21 protein-coding genes are annotated in these 17,218 nt (G+C 41.0%); 4 read left to right on the forward strand and 17 right to left on the reverse strand.

The window, feature by feature from the left end:
• Position 1: 1 nt before the first annotated feature.
• The 9 genes from gpAD87_RS32610 to gpAD87_RS18515 form a co-directional block, all read right to left on the reverse strand.
• Positions 2–979 carry a GNAT family N-acetyltransferase gene (locus gpAD87_RS32610; RefSeq protein WP_231952632.1) on the reverse strand — a complete coding sequence of 326 codons (978 nt, stop codon included), beginning with the start codon at positions 977–979 and terminating at the stop codon, positions 2–4.
• A 55-nt stretch (positions 980–1,034) separates the two neighbouring features.
• Entirely contained in the window at positions 1,035–1,478 is a 444-nt protein-coding gene (locus gpAD87_RS18480) for a GNAT family N-acetyltransferase (RefSeq protein ID WP_231952635.1), read from the reverse strand.
• 77 nt (positions 1,479–1,555) lie between these two features.
• Positions 1,556–2,590: an alpha/beta fold hydrolase gene (locus gpAD87_RS18485; RefSeq protein ID WP_064639747.1), complete on the reverse strand. Its 1,035-nt coding sequence runs from the start codon at positions 2,588–2,590 to the stop codon at positions 1,556–1,558.
• 81 nt (positions 2,591–2,671) lie between these two features.
• Complete coding sequence (locus gpAD87_RS18490) at positions 2,672–3,178, reverse strand: DUF4275 family protein (RefSeq protein ID WP_231952637.1); 507 nt, start codon at positions 3,176–3,178, stop codon at positions 2,672–2,674.
• A gap of 57 nt (positions 3,179–3,235) precedes the next feature.
• Positions 3,236–3,778, reverse strand: a complete 543-nt coding sequence (locus gpAD87_RS18495; protein WP_064639749.1) for an NUDIX hydrolase — start codon at positions 3,776–3,778, stop codon at positions 3,236–3,238.
• 168 nt (positions 3,779–3,946) lie between these two features.
• Positions 3,947–4,624 carry an ABC transporter ATP-binding protein gene (locus tag gpAD87_RS18500; RefSeq protein WP_064639751.1) on the reverse strand — a complete coding sequence of 226 codons (678 nt, stop codon included), beginning with the start codon at positions 4,622–4,624 and terminating at the stop codon, positions 3,947–3,949.
• A complete protein-coding gene (locus tag gpAD87_RS18505) occupies positions 4,621–5,745 on the reverse strand; it encodes an ABC transporter permease (protein WP_064639753.1) in 1,125 nt (374 codons plus the stop codon). Before gpAD87_RS18505 ends, gpAD87_RS18500 begins: the two co-directional genes overlap by 4 nt.
• Before the next feature lie 66 nt (positions 5,746–5,811).
• On the reverse strand, positions 5,812–7,161 hold the full coding sequence (locus tag gpAD87_RS18510; RefSeq protein ID WP_231952639.1) for a sensor histidine kinase: 1,350 nt from the start codon (positions 7,159–7,161) through the stop codon (positions 5,812–5,814).
• 23 nt (positions 7,162–7,184) lie between these two features.
• Positions 7,185–7,862 carry a response regulator transcription factor gene (locus tag gpAD87_RS18515; protein WP_064639757.1) on the reverse strand — a complete coding sequence of 226 codons (678 nt, stop codon included), beginning with the start codon at positions 7,860–7,862 and terminating at the stop codon, positions 7,185–7,187.
• 305 nt (positions 7,863–8,167) lie between these two features.
• Between gpAD87_RS18515 and gpAD87_RS18520 the strand changes: the two genes are divergently transcribed.
• The gene (locus gpAD87_RS18520; RefSeq protein WP_064639759.1) at positions 8,168–9,133 is read left to right on the forward strand and encodes a cation diffusion facilitator family transporter; all 966 of its coding nucleotides are present in this window, start codon (positions 8,168–8,170) and stop codon (positions 9,131–9,133) included.
• Between the two features lie 281 nt (positions 9,134–9,414).
• On the opposite strand, the gene gpAD87_RS18525 is transcribed toward gpAD87_RS18520, so the two are convergent.
• Positions 9,415–10,215, reverse strand: coding sequence for a hypothetical protein (locus gpAD87_RS18525; protein WP_064639761.1), 801 nt, complete (start codon positions 10,213–10,215; stop codon positions 9,415–9,417).
• A gap of 154 nt (positions 10,216–10,369) precedes the next feature.
• Positions 10,370–11,008: a hypothetical protein gene (locus tag gpAD87_RS18530; protein ID WP_064639763.1), complete on the reverse strand. Its 639-nt coding sequence runs from the start codon at positions 11,006–11,008 to the stop codon at positions 10,370–10,372.
• Positions 11,009–11,310: 302 nt separating this feature from the next.
• Here gpAD87_RS18530 and gpAD87_RS32215 point away from each other — a divergent pair, with 302 nt between their 5' ends.
• The gene (locus gpAD87_RS32215) at positions 11,311–11,493 is read left to right on the forward strand and encodes a hypothetical protein (RefSeq protein ID WP_231952641.1); all 183 of its coding nucleotides are present in this window, start codon (positions 11,311–11,313) and stop codon (positions 11,491–11,493) included.
• 446 nt (positions 11,494–11,939) lie between these two features.
• On the opposite strand, the gene gpAD87_RS18535 is transcribed toward gpAD87_RS32215, so the two are convergent.
• The 5 genes from gpAD87_RS18535 to gpAD87_RS18545 form a co-directional block, all read right to left on the reverse strand.
• The gene (locus gpAD87_RS18535; protein WP_064639765.1) at positions 11,940–12,317 is read right to left on the reverse strand and encodes a hypothetical protein; all 378 of its coding nucleotides are present in this window, start codon (positions 12,315–12,317) and stop codon (positions 11,940–11,942) included.
• Positions 12,318–12,361: 44 nt separating this feature from the next.
• On the reverse strand, positions 12,362–12,676 hold the full coding sequence (locus gpAD87_RS32615; protein WP_331710916.1) for an ATP-grasp domain-containing protein: 315 nt from the start codon (positions 12,674–12,676) through the stop codon (positions 12,362–12,364).
• 449 nt (positions 12,677–13,125) lie between these two features.
• Entirely contained in the window at positions 13,126–13,284 is a 159-nt protein-coding gene (locus gpAD87_RS32895; protein WP_331710898.1) for an HAD hydrolase-like protein, read from the reverse strand.
• Positions 13,285–13,302: 18 nt separating this feature from the next.
• Positions 13,303–13,458, reverse strand: coding sequence for a hypothetical protein (locus gpAD87_RS32900; RefSeq protein WP_331710899.1), 156 nt, complete (start codon positions 13,456–13,458; stop codon positions 13,303–13,305).
• A gap of 207 nt (positions 13,459–13,665) precedes the next feature.
• Positions 13,666–13,956, reverse strand: a complete 291-nt coding sequence (locus gpAD87_RS18545; RefSeq protein ID WP_064639769.1) for a hypothetical protein — start codon at positions 13,954–13,956, stop codon at positions 13,666–13,668.
• 349 nt (positions 13,957–14,305) lie between these two features.
• On the opposite strand from gpAD87_RS18545, the gene gpAD87_RS18550 reads away from it, so the two are divergent.
• Together gpAD87_RS18550 and gpAD87_RS18555 are read left to right on the forward strand one after the other, a co-directional pair.
• Positions 14,306–14,815 carry an RNA polymerase sigma factor gene (locus gpAD87_RS18550; protein WP_063564047.1) on the forward strand — a complete coding sequence of 170 codons (510 nt, stop codon included), beginning with the start codon at positions 14,306–14,308 and terminating at the stop codon, positions 14,813–14,815.
• 2 nt (positions 14,816–14,817) lie between these two features.
• Entirely contained in the window at positions 14,818–15,876 is a 1,059-nt protein-coding gene (locus gpAD87_RS18555; RefSeq protein ID WP_231952643.1) for an anti sigma factor C-terminal domain-containing protein, read from the forward strand.
• Between the two features lie 162 nt (positions 15,877–16,038).
• Here gpAD87_RS18555 and gpAD87_RS18560 read toward each other — a convergent pair whose 3' ends face one another.
• Positions 16,039–16,902 (reverse strand): DUF4085 family protein, encoded by an 864-nt coding sequence (locus gpAD87_RS18560; RefSeq protein WP_064639772.1) that lies wholly within the window; start codon positions 16,900–16,902, stop codon positions 16,039–16,041.
• Positions 16,903–17,218 lie beyond the last annotated feature (316 nt).

A 17,218-nucleotide genomic window follows, 5' to 3' on the forward strand; every position in this document is an offset into this window, starting at 1 on the left:
GTTACAACACCTTTTGGAAACTACCAATATCCAATCTGCGATCAAATTTATATCCCACGCCTTTAAACATCGCACATTGCTCATACCCATGCTTTTCGAACATGGACTTGCTGCGTGTGTTTTCCATGCATACCGTAGCAATCAAGGTGTAGAACCCTTGCTCGCGCGCAACATTCTCTATAAATCGCAGTGCCGTTGCACCAATGCCCTTCCCTACAATATCCGGTTTCAAATAAATGGTTACTTCTCCCGAGAAGTCGTAGGCTTGTTTGCTCTTGTATTGGGTAATTAGCACATATCCTTGAATTTCGTTCTCTTCTTTAATGACAAACGATTTAAAGCGCGGATTTATGTTCATGACAGAAGCCTTGATTTCTTCCAGAGTCAATTCTTCAGTATGAAATGAGATAGTCGTGTTGGAGACATAGTAGTTATATATTTCTCTGACTTCAGTCAAATCCTGCTCCGTTATTTCTTCGAAAGAGTATATGGGCATTTTCATTTTCATACTGATAAATAACCTGTCCTCGTCATGCACTTTGCTATAGAACTTCTTATCTCTTTTAAAGCCTGTCCGCTCATACACTTTAATTGCTCGTTCGTTGAATGTGGCAACAACCAGCCGAAACTGAGAACTTTTGAAATGGTTTTGCAAGAATACTAAACTTTGTTTAAGGAACACAGACCCTATCTTTTGTCCTGTCAGATCTGGATCTAATCCAAGACCTATATCCAGATATCCTTCTTCTTGATACAGTCCGATTGAGGTTCCTCCCGGTACACGTGCTGATTCCCCACAACAAATAAATCCTACTAACCTCTCCAGCTCATCCAGGACTGAAAAGTACTCCCCATTCATCAATTCTTGAATATCTTCATTGGATTCAGAGAAACTGTACATAGCGTATTCCTCTTCATACTTCCAGGTAACGATTTTTCCTGCATCAGCTATTTTCATTGGATGATAGGATAAAAGCATGAATAATCCCCCTTTTTATACACTTACGAGCTTAATGAAGTCGATAGAGACACCATCATTGTTTTTCATACAGACTGGCGCTCCAGTTCCCCTGTTTCATTCTGCGGATGTATTGGAATCCATAGTCCTTATAGTATTGATTAAGTCTCAGGTTATCTGCCATGCAATCCAGCCGGATCAAGGTTTTACCTTTTTGCCTAATGTTCTCTTCTGCTGATTTTAGAAGGAGCAGGCCTATATTTTGCCCTTTAAAATCTCTATTCACTGCAAATCGGTGTATGTATCCGGAATTAGTGTTGTCGAGTTCTTCCCAGATCAGGGGGTCTGACCACGTTAAGGTATACGTCCCTACGATTTCGTGATTTATTTCAGCAAGATATACGTCAGATCCATCCGTCATGAATTCATTTACTTGTTCCAAATTGAAATACTCAGGACGCCATTGAAATATCTCTTTGGAGTTCAGCCACCGGGCAGACTCTTGCCATAGGTTCAACACAATGGAAGCTTCCTCCGGTAATGCAAGTCTAGTTATGAGTTTAGTATTAAGTTGCTCCATCAAGATCCCTCGCTTATTCAAAAGTTAAATACCCCCATCAACCACGCTGCAAATCGTTCTTTCTCCTCGAACTGTGGGTAATGAGCGGACTCTTCAAATACAACAAAATCTTTTTCGGGTGCTCCAAGCTCATCGAAATAATCCCTTGCCGCATCCACAGACGTCATATAATCATACTTTCCCATAACAAAATAAGTCGGTATCTCCAGCTGATCTACAATGTCTGGCAAATGGTTGCTGGACCCCTCCTTCAGGAGGATTTCCTGTGTAGCCTGCACTCCCATGGAATACCGAATCACATCCAACGCATTATATTCAGTTCCCAGAAGGAAGCCGAGCGTATAATCTCTGTTGTCATCAATAAGTCTGGCTGCACCGCCGTATTTGCGAACCATATTTCTTGGTGTATACTGCTCGCCTCGCTCAATCGGACCACGAAGACGTTCCAGACTTTCCGCATCCGCTGTGTTGTCGGCTTGTTTCGCTTGTGCGATCGTATATTCCAAACTATCCAACTCGCTCCGCACAGTATCAGCCATTTGCCCAATACCTATATAAGCAATGAATTTTTCTGGTGCTTTGGCCGCCGCTTTTGTCCCTATGTATGTACCAAATGAATGACCGACCAGCGTAACCTTTCTTTGCCCCAGTTCGGCAGTAACGTAATCCGTTAAAGCCAGCAAATCATCTACAAGCACATCTGAAGTCACATCCGAATAATCCTCCATGAAATGATATGACTTTCCACTTCCACGTTGATCATAATGCACAATAGTAAAATGTTGCTCAAGCTCCTGCTGATACTTTCTTACATAAGGAATCTCGGAGCAACCAGGGCCACCATGTACAAAAAGAAGGATGGGATTGTTCCGATCCGCACCGCGAATCATAACCTCATGACCTGCACCATTGATCTCAACCTGTCCTAATGTGCTGATACTATTCTCTCCTTTGATCCCAGGGGTCCAAGTGGGAAAGATTAGTGCGATTATTACGAGTAAAAGAATACTAAGCATGGCGCGTCTGAATATTTTAATCGACCTCTTACGCATCAGATGGCTCCTCCGGCAGATATTCGTGTGTTTATTAAGTGGACTCCAAACTCCTCACTTGTTACTCCTTACTGCTCCTTGTTACTTCACTTTATAAAAATACGGTCCGCACATGGATTCATGGGTATGTACATACGTCCACGTGAATTCTTGGTCAAAAATATAAATGTCCTGTTCCGAATCAAAATCTTCTGCGATGACCTTATTCGCATTCTGAAATATCTGTATGAATGGTGTATGTTGATACATGACATACAATTCGTTTTTATTTTCGGCATTGAAAGCATCTCGTGCTGCATCGTCTGTTAGGCAATCCTGTTTCTCATAACTGAACATATGCCACTTGTACTGGCTATAATAGATAGCCTCTTTTACCTCTTCACTGATGTTCTTGGCAAATGTGTCATCCCATTTGTGTATAACTGCTTCGGATTCCTCGCACAATTCAGTCACAAGGACCCCCTTGTCCTCCAAATTTTTGTTATACATATATTTGCGGTGCACAAGCTCGATTCGCGAGTACACCACATTCAGTTCATGGTCCGGTAGAGCATCCAACAGCTCATTAATTTCATCTCTAATCATCATAACCTCCGAAGTTTATTGGATTTAAGATTTAAGATTTAGAATACACTAGCATTCCAGTTACTCACCGTTTGCTTCTTCTCGAAGCAAATAGGCTAATCGGTACATTTCCGCGATATCATATCTATTCTGTTCTTCAAATCTCTTAATCGCTTCACCAATCTCCACAACTTCTACAGCAATTACCTGTTCCCCATCTGCCGGATTCAATGGTTTACCGACCAGCGCAACTTCTCCATAGCCAATAATTCTCACAAAATGAGGATGAGGTATATGCGGTCTATACGGCTCAGGTGCACTCGACATGCAATGAAATTGTCCAAACACCTGATACGTGACCAACTTGGCTCCGAGCTCCTCCATCACTTCACGTTGCAGTCCATCCATATACTTCTCTCCTACCTCCAACGTTCCTCCGGGAAGCTCCCATTTTCCGTTATCGATCTGAAAAACAACCACTCGTTCCCCCACAAACGGGATAATGCTCACATTGCTTACCAGCCTTTCATCCACGATGTCATTCAGTCTAAACTCGGCTTTAACAATTCCCCAATGAATCGATGTGCTGAGCGCCGGGAACTGTTCCCGATCCAAAGTCTTCATTTTTCTATCCGATCCTCTCTATGTAAAATAAATCTTCCATTATAAGTTCTATCTCTCATTATAGATCAAAAAAGAAAAAAGAAGGCCACTTTTCCCATCGGGAATCCATGGACCTTCTATTGTTATTTCAGTTGAACTAAAGAATGTCTATACTATTCACTCTGACCACTAATGGTGTACCAATTTCCCGTTTTCCAAAAAGAGAACCCGATCACATAGCGGCAAAATCCGCTCATCATGTGTAACCATGACTGCACTCTTGCCCTGCTCCTTCACGAGCCGTGCAATCATGCTCACAATATCCAGTCCACGTTCCGCATCCAGACTGGCTGTCGGTTCGTCCGCGAGCAGGACGGCTGGATCATTCATCAAAGCTCTGGCAATGGCAACCCGCTGGCGTTCTCCGCCAGAAAGCTTCTCGGCATATGCCTTACGTCGATGCGATAAACCTACCGTATCCAGCAGCTCATCGACCCGCTTCTCTGCCTTGTTTTTGTCCGTTCCAGCGAGCTTGGCGACCACCATCAGTTGTTCTTCCACTTTCAGATAGGGAATGAGGTTGGCACTTTGAAAAATAAACCCGAGCTGCTGGAGCCGTACATCGGATATGTCCTGTTTGTTTTTACCCATAATCGATGCGCCATCCAGCAGAACCTCTCCCTCCGTCGGATCAAGCAGTGCACCTGCGATGGACAGAAATGTACTTTTGCCTGAGCCAGAAGGCCCCATGACCGCGACGAGTTCTCCTTCGGCCACCTTAAGATCCAACTTATTCAATATCGTCCGTTTGACCCCGCCATCTTCAAAAGACTGTGTAATTCCCTGCAATACCAATCGGTTTCTCATGCTGCTGTCCTCCCAATCGCATCAAGCGCATCAATTTTGGTAACCTTCCACACCGAGAATAACGAACCCGCCATAGACATCATCACGAATAACACACAGGTTAGTGCCAGGGTGGACAAGCTTAATTGAAACGGCATTGAAGCTGGCAAGATCGATTCAAATAGTTGAACCAACAGCACACTGATCACCAGACTGCCGATGGACAGAAGCAATACTTGCAATGAAACACTGCCCGCCAGATATGAATTTCGAGTCCCAATAGCTTTCAAAATACCGAATTGACTCGTTTTCTGAATCGTGATGACGTAGAAGAATACCGCAAGCACAAACGCCGAGATGACAAATAAAAAGGCAATCATCATGAGCAGCGAGCCCTGTTCTTCCTTGTACCCAGGAATGGCCGATACCGCATCGGACTTCGTAATTACCTCTGTATTCGGCAAAGCGGTACTAAGGTTATCCACCTTCTCGCCTGCATCCTTGACGGCAATCGCATTGTATACCGGAGCATTAGAGTTTGCTGTTCCTTGCGAAGTACGAGAACCCTCTTGAATAGCGAGCCATTCCTGCTCGTTTAAGAACACAACCGGTGAGTGACTGAAGGACTCATTTTCCACAAATCCACCTACGGTCCACTTCGTTCCCGAGGCTTGATCGACCAGTTCCGTTCCAATCGTCACTCCAGATTCAGACAGTTTTTGATCCACTACAACCTGCCCGTCTTTCAGATCCGTAATTGTAGAGCCTTCGGTTACGGTTGGAGCCAGCCAGCCTTCCGGGTTCACCATGAATAGCGTTACATCAATCTTCTTTGTGTCACCAGCTGGACTTACCGTTGTCATTTTCACTCCCAGCGGTTCAGCGTTCTCTTGCCCCACAACGGAGCGCGTCTGCTCCAGCTGGTCCTGATTCACCTGGGAACGGGTAAACCGATGATTCGAATCCTGTTCCAGAACAAAATGGGTTGCTGCCATATTTTTGATGGATGCCGCGTTATCATACGCAAGCCCCTGTGCCAGACCTGTGACAAACAAAACCAGAAATGATACAAGCACCATAATTGTAGCAATTAATGCATATCGCCCTTTGGCAAACCTCATCTCTCTAATAGCCAAGTACATATTCTCTGACCTCCTCTTGATAACCCAAGTATAGGAGGCGAAAATGAACGGCAAATGAATAACAGATTACATCTGCGGGAGCGTCACGGTAAAGACCGTTCCTTCGGTCGAACTGGAGACCTCAATCGTGCCCTCATGGATGCGGATAATTTTCTGCACAATGGCAAGCCCAAGCCCGGTTCGGCCGGAAGAACGTTCTCTCGCACGGTCTACTCGGTAGAAACGATCAAAGAGGAACGGCAAATGCTCCGCTGCAATCCCGTCTCCTGTATCCCGAATATGGATTACGCACTGGGCATTGGTCTCTTCTGCACGAATCTCAATGCTTCTCCCCTGCGGAAGATGATTCACGGCATTCCCCAGTAGATTCATCCATACTTGCATGAGCAGCACTTCATTTCCATATAACTGGATGGATTCGGGTACCGAGATCCTTAGCAACAGTTCTTTTTCTTCCAACTGCCATTGCAGCACCTGAACCGCTTGGCGGAATTGATCTCGTAGAGAAAATCTCACTTTCGTCAAATCCTCATGACCTTGTTCCAGAGAGGACAACAGCAGCAATTGTTTACTGAGCAACGAGAGATGGCGGCTCTCCTCTTCAATAATGGAGGCATAGTGCTCCCGTTCTTGTTCAGGCAGATCCTGATCTGCTACCAGTTGGGCAAATCCCTGAATCGAGGTCAGCGGCGATTGAATCTCATGTGATACGTTGGAAACAAACTGCTGACGTGCCTGATCCACTCGCTCCAATTCACGACTCATGGTCATGAAATGCTGGGCCAGCTGTCCAATCTCATCACGCCTAGTCGTGGACAATTTCAGATTATAGTTTCCTTGGGCAATGCGCTTGGTCGCCTCGGACAGACGTTCAATCGGATTCACCAGATAGCGGGTACTGATTATAAAGAGTAGAATACTAATGCCCACCGTAAACGCTCCAATCAACGCAAAAAAGATACGCAGTTCACCGAATTGCAAAATGACATCCGGGCGCATAAACAACGCATAACTTGCATTGCCCATCTGCAGATGCACACCGACGGTATTGCTCAATTGATTATCGAAGAAACCCGTAATGAAAGGTTTGCTGGGAAACTCGGCAACGCCGTGGTATATCTCACCACCTAATACCCGATCTACAGCCTGCTTGTCCAGATCTTTCTGGCGGAATTCACGACCATAGAATTGGTCATTCCCTTTTCCATCCGTCACATAAATTTCGTAACCGAGCGCTGCGGCATTGTCCAGGTAATGCTCTACCGTAGCGGGTTCTTTCTCCACAAACTGCTTCATTTGCGTCGCGATGCCAACTAACTTCTCGTCATTGAAAGACTTCAGCTTCGCATGATAATAAATATTTGATAAAAGAAAACCCAGCATGGCGCTGACCAGAATCACCGCGATTGTAATCATGAACACCCGAAAATACAGTGATCTCAATGCGCTTTCACCTCAATCTTATAACCAATCCCCCGTACCGTCTGAATGACAAAATCATCCGCATAATCGGCAAAACGATCACGCAGCCGCTTGATATGTACATCCACGGTGCGATCATCTCCTTCATAGTCCGCTCCCCAGACTAACCGAATCAGTTCATCACGCGAGAATAAGCGGCCCGGAAACTGAGCAAGTTGAGAGAGTAACTCGAACTCCTTCATTGGCAAAAAGAGAATCGATTGCCCATCGGAGACCTCGACATTATTCCGGTCAATCACGATGCGGTTCATACGAATGATATCACTGGACGTACGATGGTACCGACGAAATAATGCTTTAACCCGGTAGACCAGTTCCTCGGGTTCAAATGGCTTCGTCACATATTCATCTGTGCCTCTCAAGTACCCATCCCGCTTGTCGGATAGTTGATCCCGTGCTGTCAGCAGCATGATAGGAATGTCATAATGTTGTCGAATGAAATCACATAACTCCAGTCCGTCCATACCTGGCATCATCACATCCAGAATCGCCAGATCGATTGGTGTTCCTTGCATGACCTTGACCGCTTCCACTCCATCCTGTGCTTCATGCACCCGGTACCCTTCCTTGGTCATGACATGCCGGAGGAGTGCTCTAATATTGGCGTCGTCGTCCGCCAGAAGCAGATTCTTCATATTGTTGTCCGCCCCTTTTCTGTAAGTTGATAATGATATATGTTCCGCGACATTGATCCTGCACAGATGGTAGCACAAAAGCAACGCATATCGCCAGCGAACAAGTAAGAGAGCCCTGCGGGCATGTTTATATTTTCTCAAATCTGGTTGACACTATTATTAGGCGCACCTATAATAAAACCATAACATATGAACAAGTGCTCATATATTCATTTATAAGCACTTTATCATTTCCGAAGATCACTTATAGTCACAAAAGAAATCAATTACATAACGGAGCACGGCTCCAAAGGAGAGGATCTCATATGTCCGGACATCATCACAACCACGACCATGGACACAATCATGGTAGTACCAATAACAAGAAAGTACTGTTGTTTTCCTTCATTATTATTACCGTTTATATGATTGTTGAAGCCGTTGGCGGATTCATGACGAACAGTTTAGCCCTTATCTCCGATGCAGGTCATATGTTGTCTGATTCCATAGCTTTGGGGATCGCCTTGCTGGCGTTCACCTTTGGCGAAAAAGCGGTGAATACAGGCAAAACGTACGGGTACAGACGCTTTGAGATTTTGGCAGCCACGTTAAATGGGGTCACCTTAATCGCCATCTCTCTTTACATCTTTTACGAAGCAATTGGTCGCTTCATCAACCCACCAGAAGTCGCAACAGTAGGTATGTTGATCATCAGTATCATCGGCTTGCTCATTAATATCCTGGTGGCATGGATCATGATGCGCGGTAGCGATACGGAGAAAAACTTGAATATGCGCGGAGCATACCTCCATGTCATCAGTGATATGCTGGGATCGGTTGGCGCCATTGCTGCTGCTTTGCTTATGATGTTCTTCGGATGGGGCTGGGCTGACCCGCTCGCAAGTGTCATTGTTGCTGTACTGGTCCTGCGCAGCGGATTCTTCGTCACCAAATCATCCTTGCATATCTTGATGGAGGGAACGCCAGTGAATGTCGATGTGAATGACCTTGTGCAAACCATTCAGAAAGTGGATGGCGTCAAAGGCGTACACGACGTACATGTCTGGTCCATCACCAGCAACCTGAATGCACTGACCGCTCATATTGTGGTAGATGGAACGATGGATGTATACGCATCAGAAGTGCTTGTTCAGAAGATTGAGCATCTGTTAGAGCATAAAGAAATCAAGCATGTGACCTTGCAGGTCGAGTCTGAGAAACATCTTCACGACACCTCGGTATTATGCACTGTCAAAGGCGACGCACCGGATGCCCATGCGCATCATCATTAAAAATTTAGAGAACTGTGTATCGAATTCAATACAAATTTTTAACAGGTCAGGATAAACAAAATATCATTTCATCTATTTAAATCACGACAAAAAAACGTTTAACATTTATTGTTTCACGTTTTTTTGTATTTATGTTTATACTTTTTATCACGACACGTACCGACTCCATACAATAAAAAAGATAATTGTTCATGGTATGAAGGCTCATATTTTTTAAAAAGATTTACTCGAGTTAGAGGAATCAATAACAAATTTCTCTTTTTTACTTAGATATAGATTACTCACTTCTTTCTAAAATAGATCTCATTAATTGCATCCAGTTTTACTAGAAAGTTGCCCTTGCTTGTTTTTATTACCTTTCCAAATACTATCACGCTATTATTTTTTATTACATCAAATAACTTTTTCTTATGTCGCTCATCAAATTGATTTAAAATAGTATGATCTATCAAAATTGATACTTTATTGCAATTCTTTATATTTATATAATTTCCATTAATATATTTCATGCTCCCCCAGTAGAAATGTTTTTTTTGATCTATATGAGAATTATCTATTTTGTTAAATTCAAAAACTAGCTTAGATAATTCACCCTCTTCCTTATTAAGGTTAATTAAAATTTCTTGTTCTTCAATAATGTTAGCCTCAGCAAACTTTAGTATCTGGGACAATGAAATCGAGGCCTGTCTAAACTTTGCTGGATTTTTTGTATATTTCTTCTTGTTTTTTAACACTTCACTTTCTTCGCTCTCTTCTATCTCCTCGTCCCCTTTAACCTTAGAAATTTTGTAGTTCCATTTAACTTTATACACACTTGTGTCTAGTTCAATTTTATTCGTTTCTACATCTGCCTCTTCGCTCTCGCTTTTTTTAGATACTCGATTATCACATTTCCCTATGTGTATTGCGTAAAAGCAGGCTATCCTTCCATCACTTCCTTCTTTACGATAGCGAGCATTTGCTCCACATTTTTCACAGCTAATTTTCCCTTTCAGATTATCACGTTCTTCTTCTGACATTTTCATAAATTGAAATATGCCTAATTTCTTATTAACATTATTCTTTAAGACTACTGTATCCATTCTTTAAAAACCTCCTAGATCTCTTATTGCTTAGATTTAGTTTATTCCAAACTTTCTATGCTCTGGTTTAATCTTAATAATTTATTTACTCTCTCTATTATGTTGCTTTTTATTTTCATAATCTTGCAACAAGAATTTTTGAATGTATACTTTCTCAATAGTCTTTGCCATGTTCAATATTATATAATTCTTGTTGAAAGTGAGAATACGGTAATTGAGCCAAGCGCAAACATTCTATTGATATTGAAATCATTACAGTTTTAGCTGCTAGTAAAGCCTCAATATTATCGATAAAAGCACTCTCATCAAAATTATCCAGCAGTTTCATTTCTATCTTGTTGTCATTTAATCTAATCAAATGTTTCAATGAATCAATACTAATATTGAGGTGAGAGCTAAGATTACTCAGATGCTTTCTAATCTCATGCAAGTTTGAATTATTAATTTTGGCTATTTTACCGATGGAAGGCAAATTGTTATTTATAACTTCTTGAACTCTTCTGAGATCATTTTTAATATAAATTAATAATTCAATGGCTTCCATTAATATCCTCAACAATGCACCGGCTTCTTGACCGTACCCATCTAACACCAAGCTAAAAATGCTCTTAGATAATATTTTAGCCTTGCCTAGTATCATTGAAATAGTTATATTAAAATCAGATTTTTCAGAAATGGATATAAGTATTTTGTCAATTAAATCAAAAGATTGGTTTATTAAGTTATGCTCATAACTGTACTTAGATTCTAATGTTTCAAGTGCTATAGCTCGTGTTTCCCACATCTGCTTCACCCCGTTTAACTTCTACTCAAAATTTTAAGATAGAATCTGAATCTTTTCGGAAAGTACCATTAGTTCATGAATTTCCGCCTCTTTTTATCATCGTAAACTGTAAATTTGTCCTTTCAATAAGTAAACTGACACATACTAATATTACCTTATTCGAAAGATTTCATTTCAATTGTAATGTCGTCAAAAATAAACTCAACACATAATCTAGATTTCAAAAATAAAACTAAACAATATGGTTTACTTTATATTATCAAATTTTTCACACTCGGCTTCCTTTTAATTATCTATCAATTTTCAACTAATTGTTTCCAAAAAGTGTACAGTTTATTTACTGTCTGGTCCAGAAGATTGAACATCTGCTGGACCATAAAGAAATCAAGCATGTCACTTTGCAGGTCGAGTCTGAACAGCATCTGCATGACAGTTCCGTTTTATGTACCGTCAAAGGCGACGCACCGGATGCCCATGCGCATCATCATCATTGAGATTAAGAGATCGTTGGCTGTAAATAAAACAGGACCGATTCCAGGTAGTGGAATAGTCCTGTTTTTCATTTCGTTTGTAACTTTAATTCCTTTCGGGTGTTATATCTTATCCATTTAAGTGGATGGCCTTGATTAGCTCCCGATCCAAATCAATAATCATAATGTGATCTGGTAACATACTGTCTCCACAAGCTATTGTTGCTCCATAGTCCTCATTGCTGTTAAATGTAATATCTACTCGATATACTTCAATATCATTAAACCAATCCTTCCGAATACATATCGAAAGAGGTGACGATTATGACAAATAAAGCATTCTATCCGTTTCTTCTCTTCTTCCTTCTTCTCACGGCCTACGCTTCAGAAGATTCTGTTGAAAATCATGTCACTGAGACTATTCATGAGGATACACCGATGATCGACAATACTTTCAATTACAATTCCTCCTATATATTAATTTCGTCCCAATTCATAATGACATACCCAAGTTGAGTTAAAAGCATAACTAGATAACTTATATTTACAACGAAACAGAATTTAAGATTTTTGGCTTTGTTCATATACTCTTCTTTACTGATCCTCCCAGCATCCAATCGGGATTTAAGTTTCTTGTTCGATTTCAATATTAAATACAATTCAATAATCCCAAATAATCCCCATACTAAAGTGAAGAGCAATGACACGGCACTGGCAACCGACAATAGCATAAGGGAACCTTCATCCAATCCCCTTCCATATTTAAAAATAAAATTTATGACCAATGTCATAATAATTAATCCAAAACCAATGAAACTTAAATATGGTGTAAACTTGGAGCTTCTCATGGGTCCTCCTCCTTTTAGATAATTGAGGATTAGGTATTTTTAGACTACAAGGCTCTTAGGTAATCTGTAGTTCCTGTTAGTTCTGCCCATCTGGCTGAGAGGAATTTCGCGTAATTTAAAGGGCTTATTTCGTAAGTCCCTAAAGAATGACCATCATTGAACTCTACCAGTTTCATATTTCCTTCTTGATCCACGCCAAAATCCATTCCATATGCAGCGGGTGTATCCTTAAAATCGCTAATTGCTTTCTCGATAACGCTAGCATCCAACGTTGAATCCCATGCCCCTTTATAGCGTCTGATATCCAGAATTTCTCCGTAACGTATAAAACAACGCCACTCTGTCTTAAAATCGACAATCTCGGAACATTATTTGCTAGTATCCTCGGTCTCCTCCACAAGTCCAATAAAATCGATGTATTCATTCCAACTTTCTTTATCTTGAAAAAGTTCATTAATCGTTGTACTCCACACTTTTCTTCCCAGGTAACCTGCTAAGGCATTTGGATAGTCTATTAGTTCTTAACCGATAAAATACGTTCAGCTGTGGTACCTGACAAACGTTTAATTTCAGATATTTCTTCGTTGATATGATGCATCTTGAATAAGTTATTGATCTCATTTATCGTTGGATTGATTAACATATGCTTCTCCTCATCTAACTAGGATCTTGATTCATTTGTTGAACATAAGGTGAGTTTAGATTGCCAATCTTTTATTTTTTGAATCCCCTTCCATGAATGATCCATTGTACTGCATCCCAAATATCCTCTGCGATATAATCAGGTTCGGTCTCCGTCCATTTGTCTCTAAATTTGGTTAATGAAGATTCCCCCCCAACCTGTTCTCACCATGATCTTGGTCGCTCCTACGGCATGGGCAGCAAGCATATCTATATCTCCTACATCTCCAATAACTATGCATTTGGATAAATCCAGACAGTGTTCCTCTGAGGCCTGTAATAACATTCCGGGTTTAGGCTTTCTTCAGCTGCATTCTTGCTCATGCGGACATATATAGGAGTGATCGAATCCGTACTCGCGAAATTGCTCTTCAAAATCCTGAACACTTGCTTCTCCACGTGAGATTCGGTATTGATTAGTAAAAGCCAGTACCATAATTCCTTCTCGTTTTAAATGCATAATTGCTTCTTGAGCTTGTGGGTATAATCTGAAATCTCTCGGATGAATAAAATGACCTGTACACCGATGGTTCCATCTCTGTCTATAAAAACAGCTTGTACGTTCCCCTGTGGTTTCATCATGATCTGTTCCTTTCTTAGAAAAATTTCAAATCGTGTCGTTCATCTATCTTTCTCATCGATAATATGCTTGCTATCATCTTGCTGCTTATGGTGTTACTGTTTTTAAAAATAATAAGTCGTAAAACTCTTCTGAAAACCAAAACCATATCATCCCCAGGATAACCATAATGGTGCCTAGTACTTTTAATATTATTTCTATATGTTTAGGGATATCACTATTAGGTGGGTTATCTTCAAACTCGTGATTCGGTTTTATTCCTCGATATCTCATCAGAACAAATATTTTGTATAGAAAATCAGGAAAGAAGTAACATGCAATGCCCACGACAAATACGGGAATAGATAAATAACCAAAGGTACTGGTGGTCCACTCCATCTCTAACCCCTCCATCCAAGCCTTTGATAGAGCGATGTACCATCAATAATGATGTCAGCAAATTTCGTGTTTTTATTTCCCTCCTGTTCAGGATCGAATTCATCGTATCTTGAAGAACATTTGGTTTCTATTGTACTGATATTCACTACTTTCCCTCCATAATTTTAAAGATAATTATGTCATGCTATTTCTCACGTGCAATACCAAGCCTCAACACACGAATTTCCAGATCTACTCATAATTTATTTAGATCAATCCTCTTTAAAGAAACCTCCTAAAATTTTTCAATTTTACTGTAACATTATTTGACTTGACCCGTTGTCTAAAGAGAAGGAGGAGGAAACTTGAAATGAGGAGTGATTTATATGCCGAACTATTCAAGCAGTACCAATCCTCCCTGCATCTCTATCTATACCGTATGTGTGGATCTCAGGAGACAGCTGAGGAGTTAGTTCAAGAAACCTTTTACAGAGCCATGGTATCCATGAAAGCCGAGCATGCAAATTACGCCAGAGCCTGGCTATACAAAGTAGCTCGGCATTTATTTATTGATTGGTATCGTAAATATCGTGGAGAAATTCAAATGAATCGAGAGATGGAGCAACAAGCGACAGAAAATACATATCGTTCCCCTGAGGAAGTGCTCACAGCTCGTGAACGTACCCTTCGTATTCAACAAGTGATGAAGAAACTTCCCGAACAGTATAGGACCATTTTGGTGCTACGAGAAATGAACGAGTTATCTTATAAAGAACTTTGCGAGATTCTGGATATGAACATGAACAAGGTTAAGGTCACTCTTTTTCGCGCCAGAGAACGATTCAAAGCAGAGATGCTTCAAATGAAAGGAGACGTTTGAGAATGTCTAATACACCACATGATGAGGAACGTGTATTTCAGGAAGAGGATTTTGAGTATCAGCGTCCTGAATGGGGTCATAAGCAGTTTAAACGAATGGTTTGGAAAACGAGATGGAAGTTTTTCCTAAATGCAGGAGGAGCTCTTTTTCTAGTATTTATGGTATATCACATCTATGTATCGTCACTCCATATCTATTTTGATCAATCAGCGGTACGTAACAATTTCATGCGGTCCATTATATCTGTTGTTGAAATGCATGGTGACGGACTTCGTGTAGAAAAAAAAATAAATGTTCAACCTTTTGAAGTAACCCCGTTTTTAACTCAAAAAGCTAATTTGAAAATATATCGACACGTAGGTTCATGGGAGGTAATCACAGGTGAAATTCAAGCTGAACTCAGTATAACCGGTAAATTCACCTATACGATTACTAATACAGGAGCGTATATGAATGGCAATAACCCAGGCCCTTTCTATCTCCCTTATTCACTAGTGGGTGGTATATCTACTAAAGATCAAGATGCCTCTGATGAAAGCAGTAGCTTGAATCGGCTTCGTAAAATTGATGACGGACATGTCGCAGAGATGTCATTATCCTTGAAAAACCTAGCGCATCCCGATCAACTGATGCAGCTTCTTACAGATTATGATGTTGCAGTAACCGCCATGCCGATCTATTCAGGCGAATTCACCGAGCCTGGTGTTTCCTATTCACGCGCAGGAATGTTTGACTATAATATTCCTCATCTTAGCCTTAAGCCTCTTTATGAATTCAATGACAATGGTGCAAGATGGTTTAATTACTTTGTATCTGACGATGCAGGACAGATGAAAGAACAGGTTCAAGCCATGATGTCTGATCTAGAATGGATGTCAAACCATATTGAGTACAGTGGTGCTGAACTGGATAAACAACGTCTTGCCTATTTAAAAAAGAATGGCGTTCAAGTATATGGCGCGGTTGTTACTGGTCCCGTACGAGAGTTAGAGAAACTTACAAAGGTCCCGGAATTCCAACATTTCCATTTGAATCGAGTAGAGATATGGAATTGGGATTAAAATGACTTATCCAGTATCGACATTACGTTTCATATAAAAAAAGAGATGATACCTGTTTAATCAGTGGTATTATCTCTTTTTTCTGATTTCTTTTTACCATAGAATCACCTTGTGTAACGTTATTGTTGCGAGAAGCTCAGTTTCTCTACCGTCGCCTCTGCCTCACTCTTCTTCTGCGAGAATATCTTCACAGCGAACAATAAGTTCAGGCATATCTTCTCCATAAAATAAAACATGAAGCTCATATCCGTTATCGATCCGATACAACTCCTGATACAGCCAGTAACTGCCGACAATCTCTCCCTCTTGCTTGATGATTTCGGGTGCAATCAGCGTAAGTTTATTCATATTAGTGAAGTCTCCACTGGTATCAAAACGAATGACAACTTCCTCTCCCGCCAGCAGTTCCGTCACTATACAATCATGAAATTGAACCCGGCTACGAATTTCATCCGAAATATCCTGCGCTAAAATGGCCTCCCAGTATTCTTTCGATACGCGGTCCATCTCTCTCGTATTTTCCGCACTCTGTTTCTTTAACTGAAGCAATATTTCTCTTGTGCAATACCCAAGCGTAAACAAACGGATATCCGCAATTTGCTCAACGATGTTTTGGGGTAAACGCTCTTTCTGGCTTTGGACACTCCATTCCATCATTTCTTTATACTCTTCTTTGCATTTTCCCTCGTCAAAAGGTGGGCGGACATCATACTCCGCTATAAGCTTCTCAATATGCGCTCTTTGTTCTGGCGGCATATGATAAATCATCTTATCCTCTTCAGCTACCGCTTCCTCACTAAAAAACTGGTCAGCACGTACAAGAACCGTACCATCATGCTTCAGCATAGAACGAGGATCGATGTTATATATCTCACGTTCCACATTTACATGCGCTTTTTCTTTTCTTTTGTACAGCCTCAGAGAAAGTGCTTCGTCCAATTCGTAAGCCCCTCTATGTACCCTCATCCCAAAATGAAGTCCAGTACGCTGACACGTCTCATACCATTCTTTTGTTCGATATTTCATGAGTGATCTCTCCTATCTCGACGAATCCTTCTAGATGCTCTAACCAACGTAGAAGACTACATTAATGTTTGAAAGAACTTATGTTTCACTTGTTTTTTATTATGTTCTGCCCAATCATTTAAGTGCTTTAAACCCTCTATCTCTTGGCTACTATCAAAGTAAAAACATAAATCCATAGGAACTAATCGCCGACCATGAAGTTTGAAACCAATCCGCTTGTAATTCATATAGATGCAGTCAACTTGAGTTGCTTCATATTTCTGGTTTTTCGTAGATATCACATAATCGCTTCCCAGAGTAATGCTTGGTTTGGTGA

The sequence above is a fragment of the Paenibacillus sp. AD87 genome, assembly GCF_001659845.1.
Lineage (GTDB): Bacteria > Bacillota > Bacilli > Paenibacillales > Paenibacillaceae > Paenibacillus > Paenibacillus marchantiae.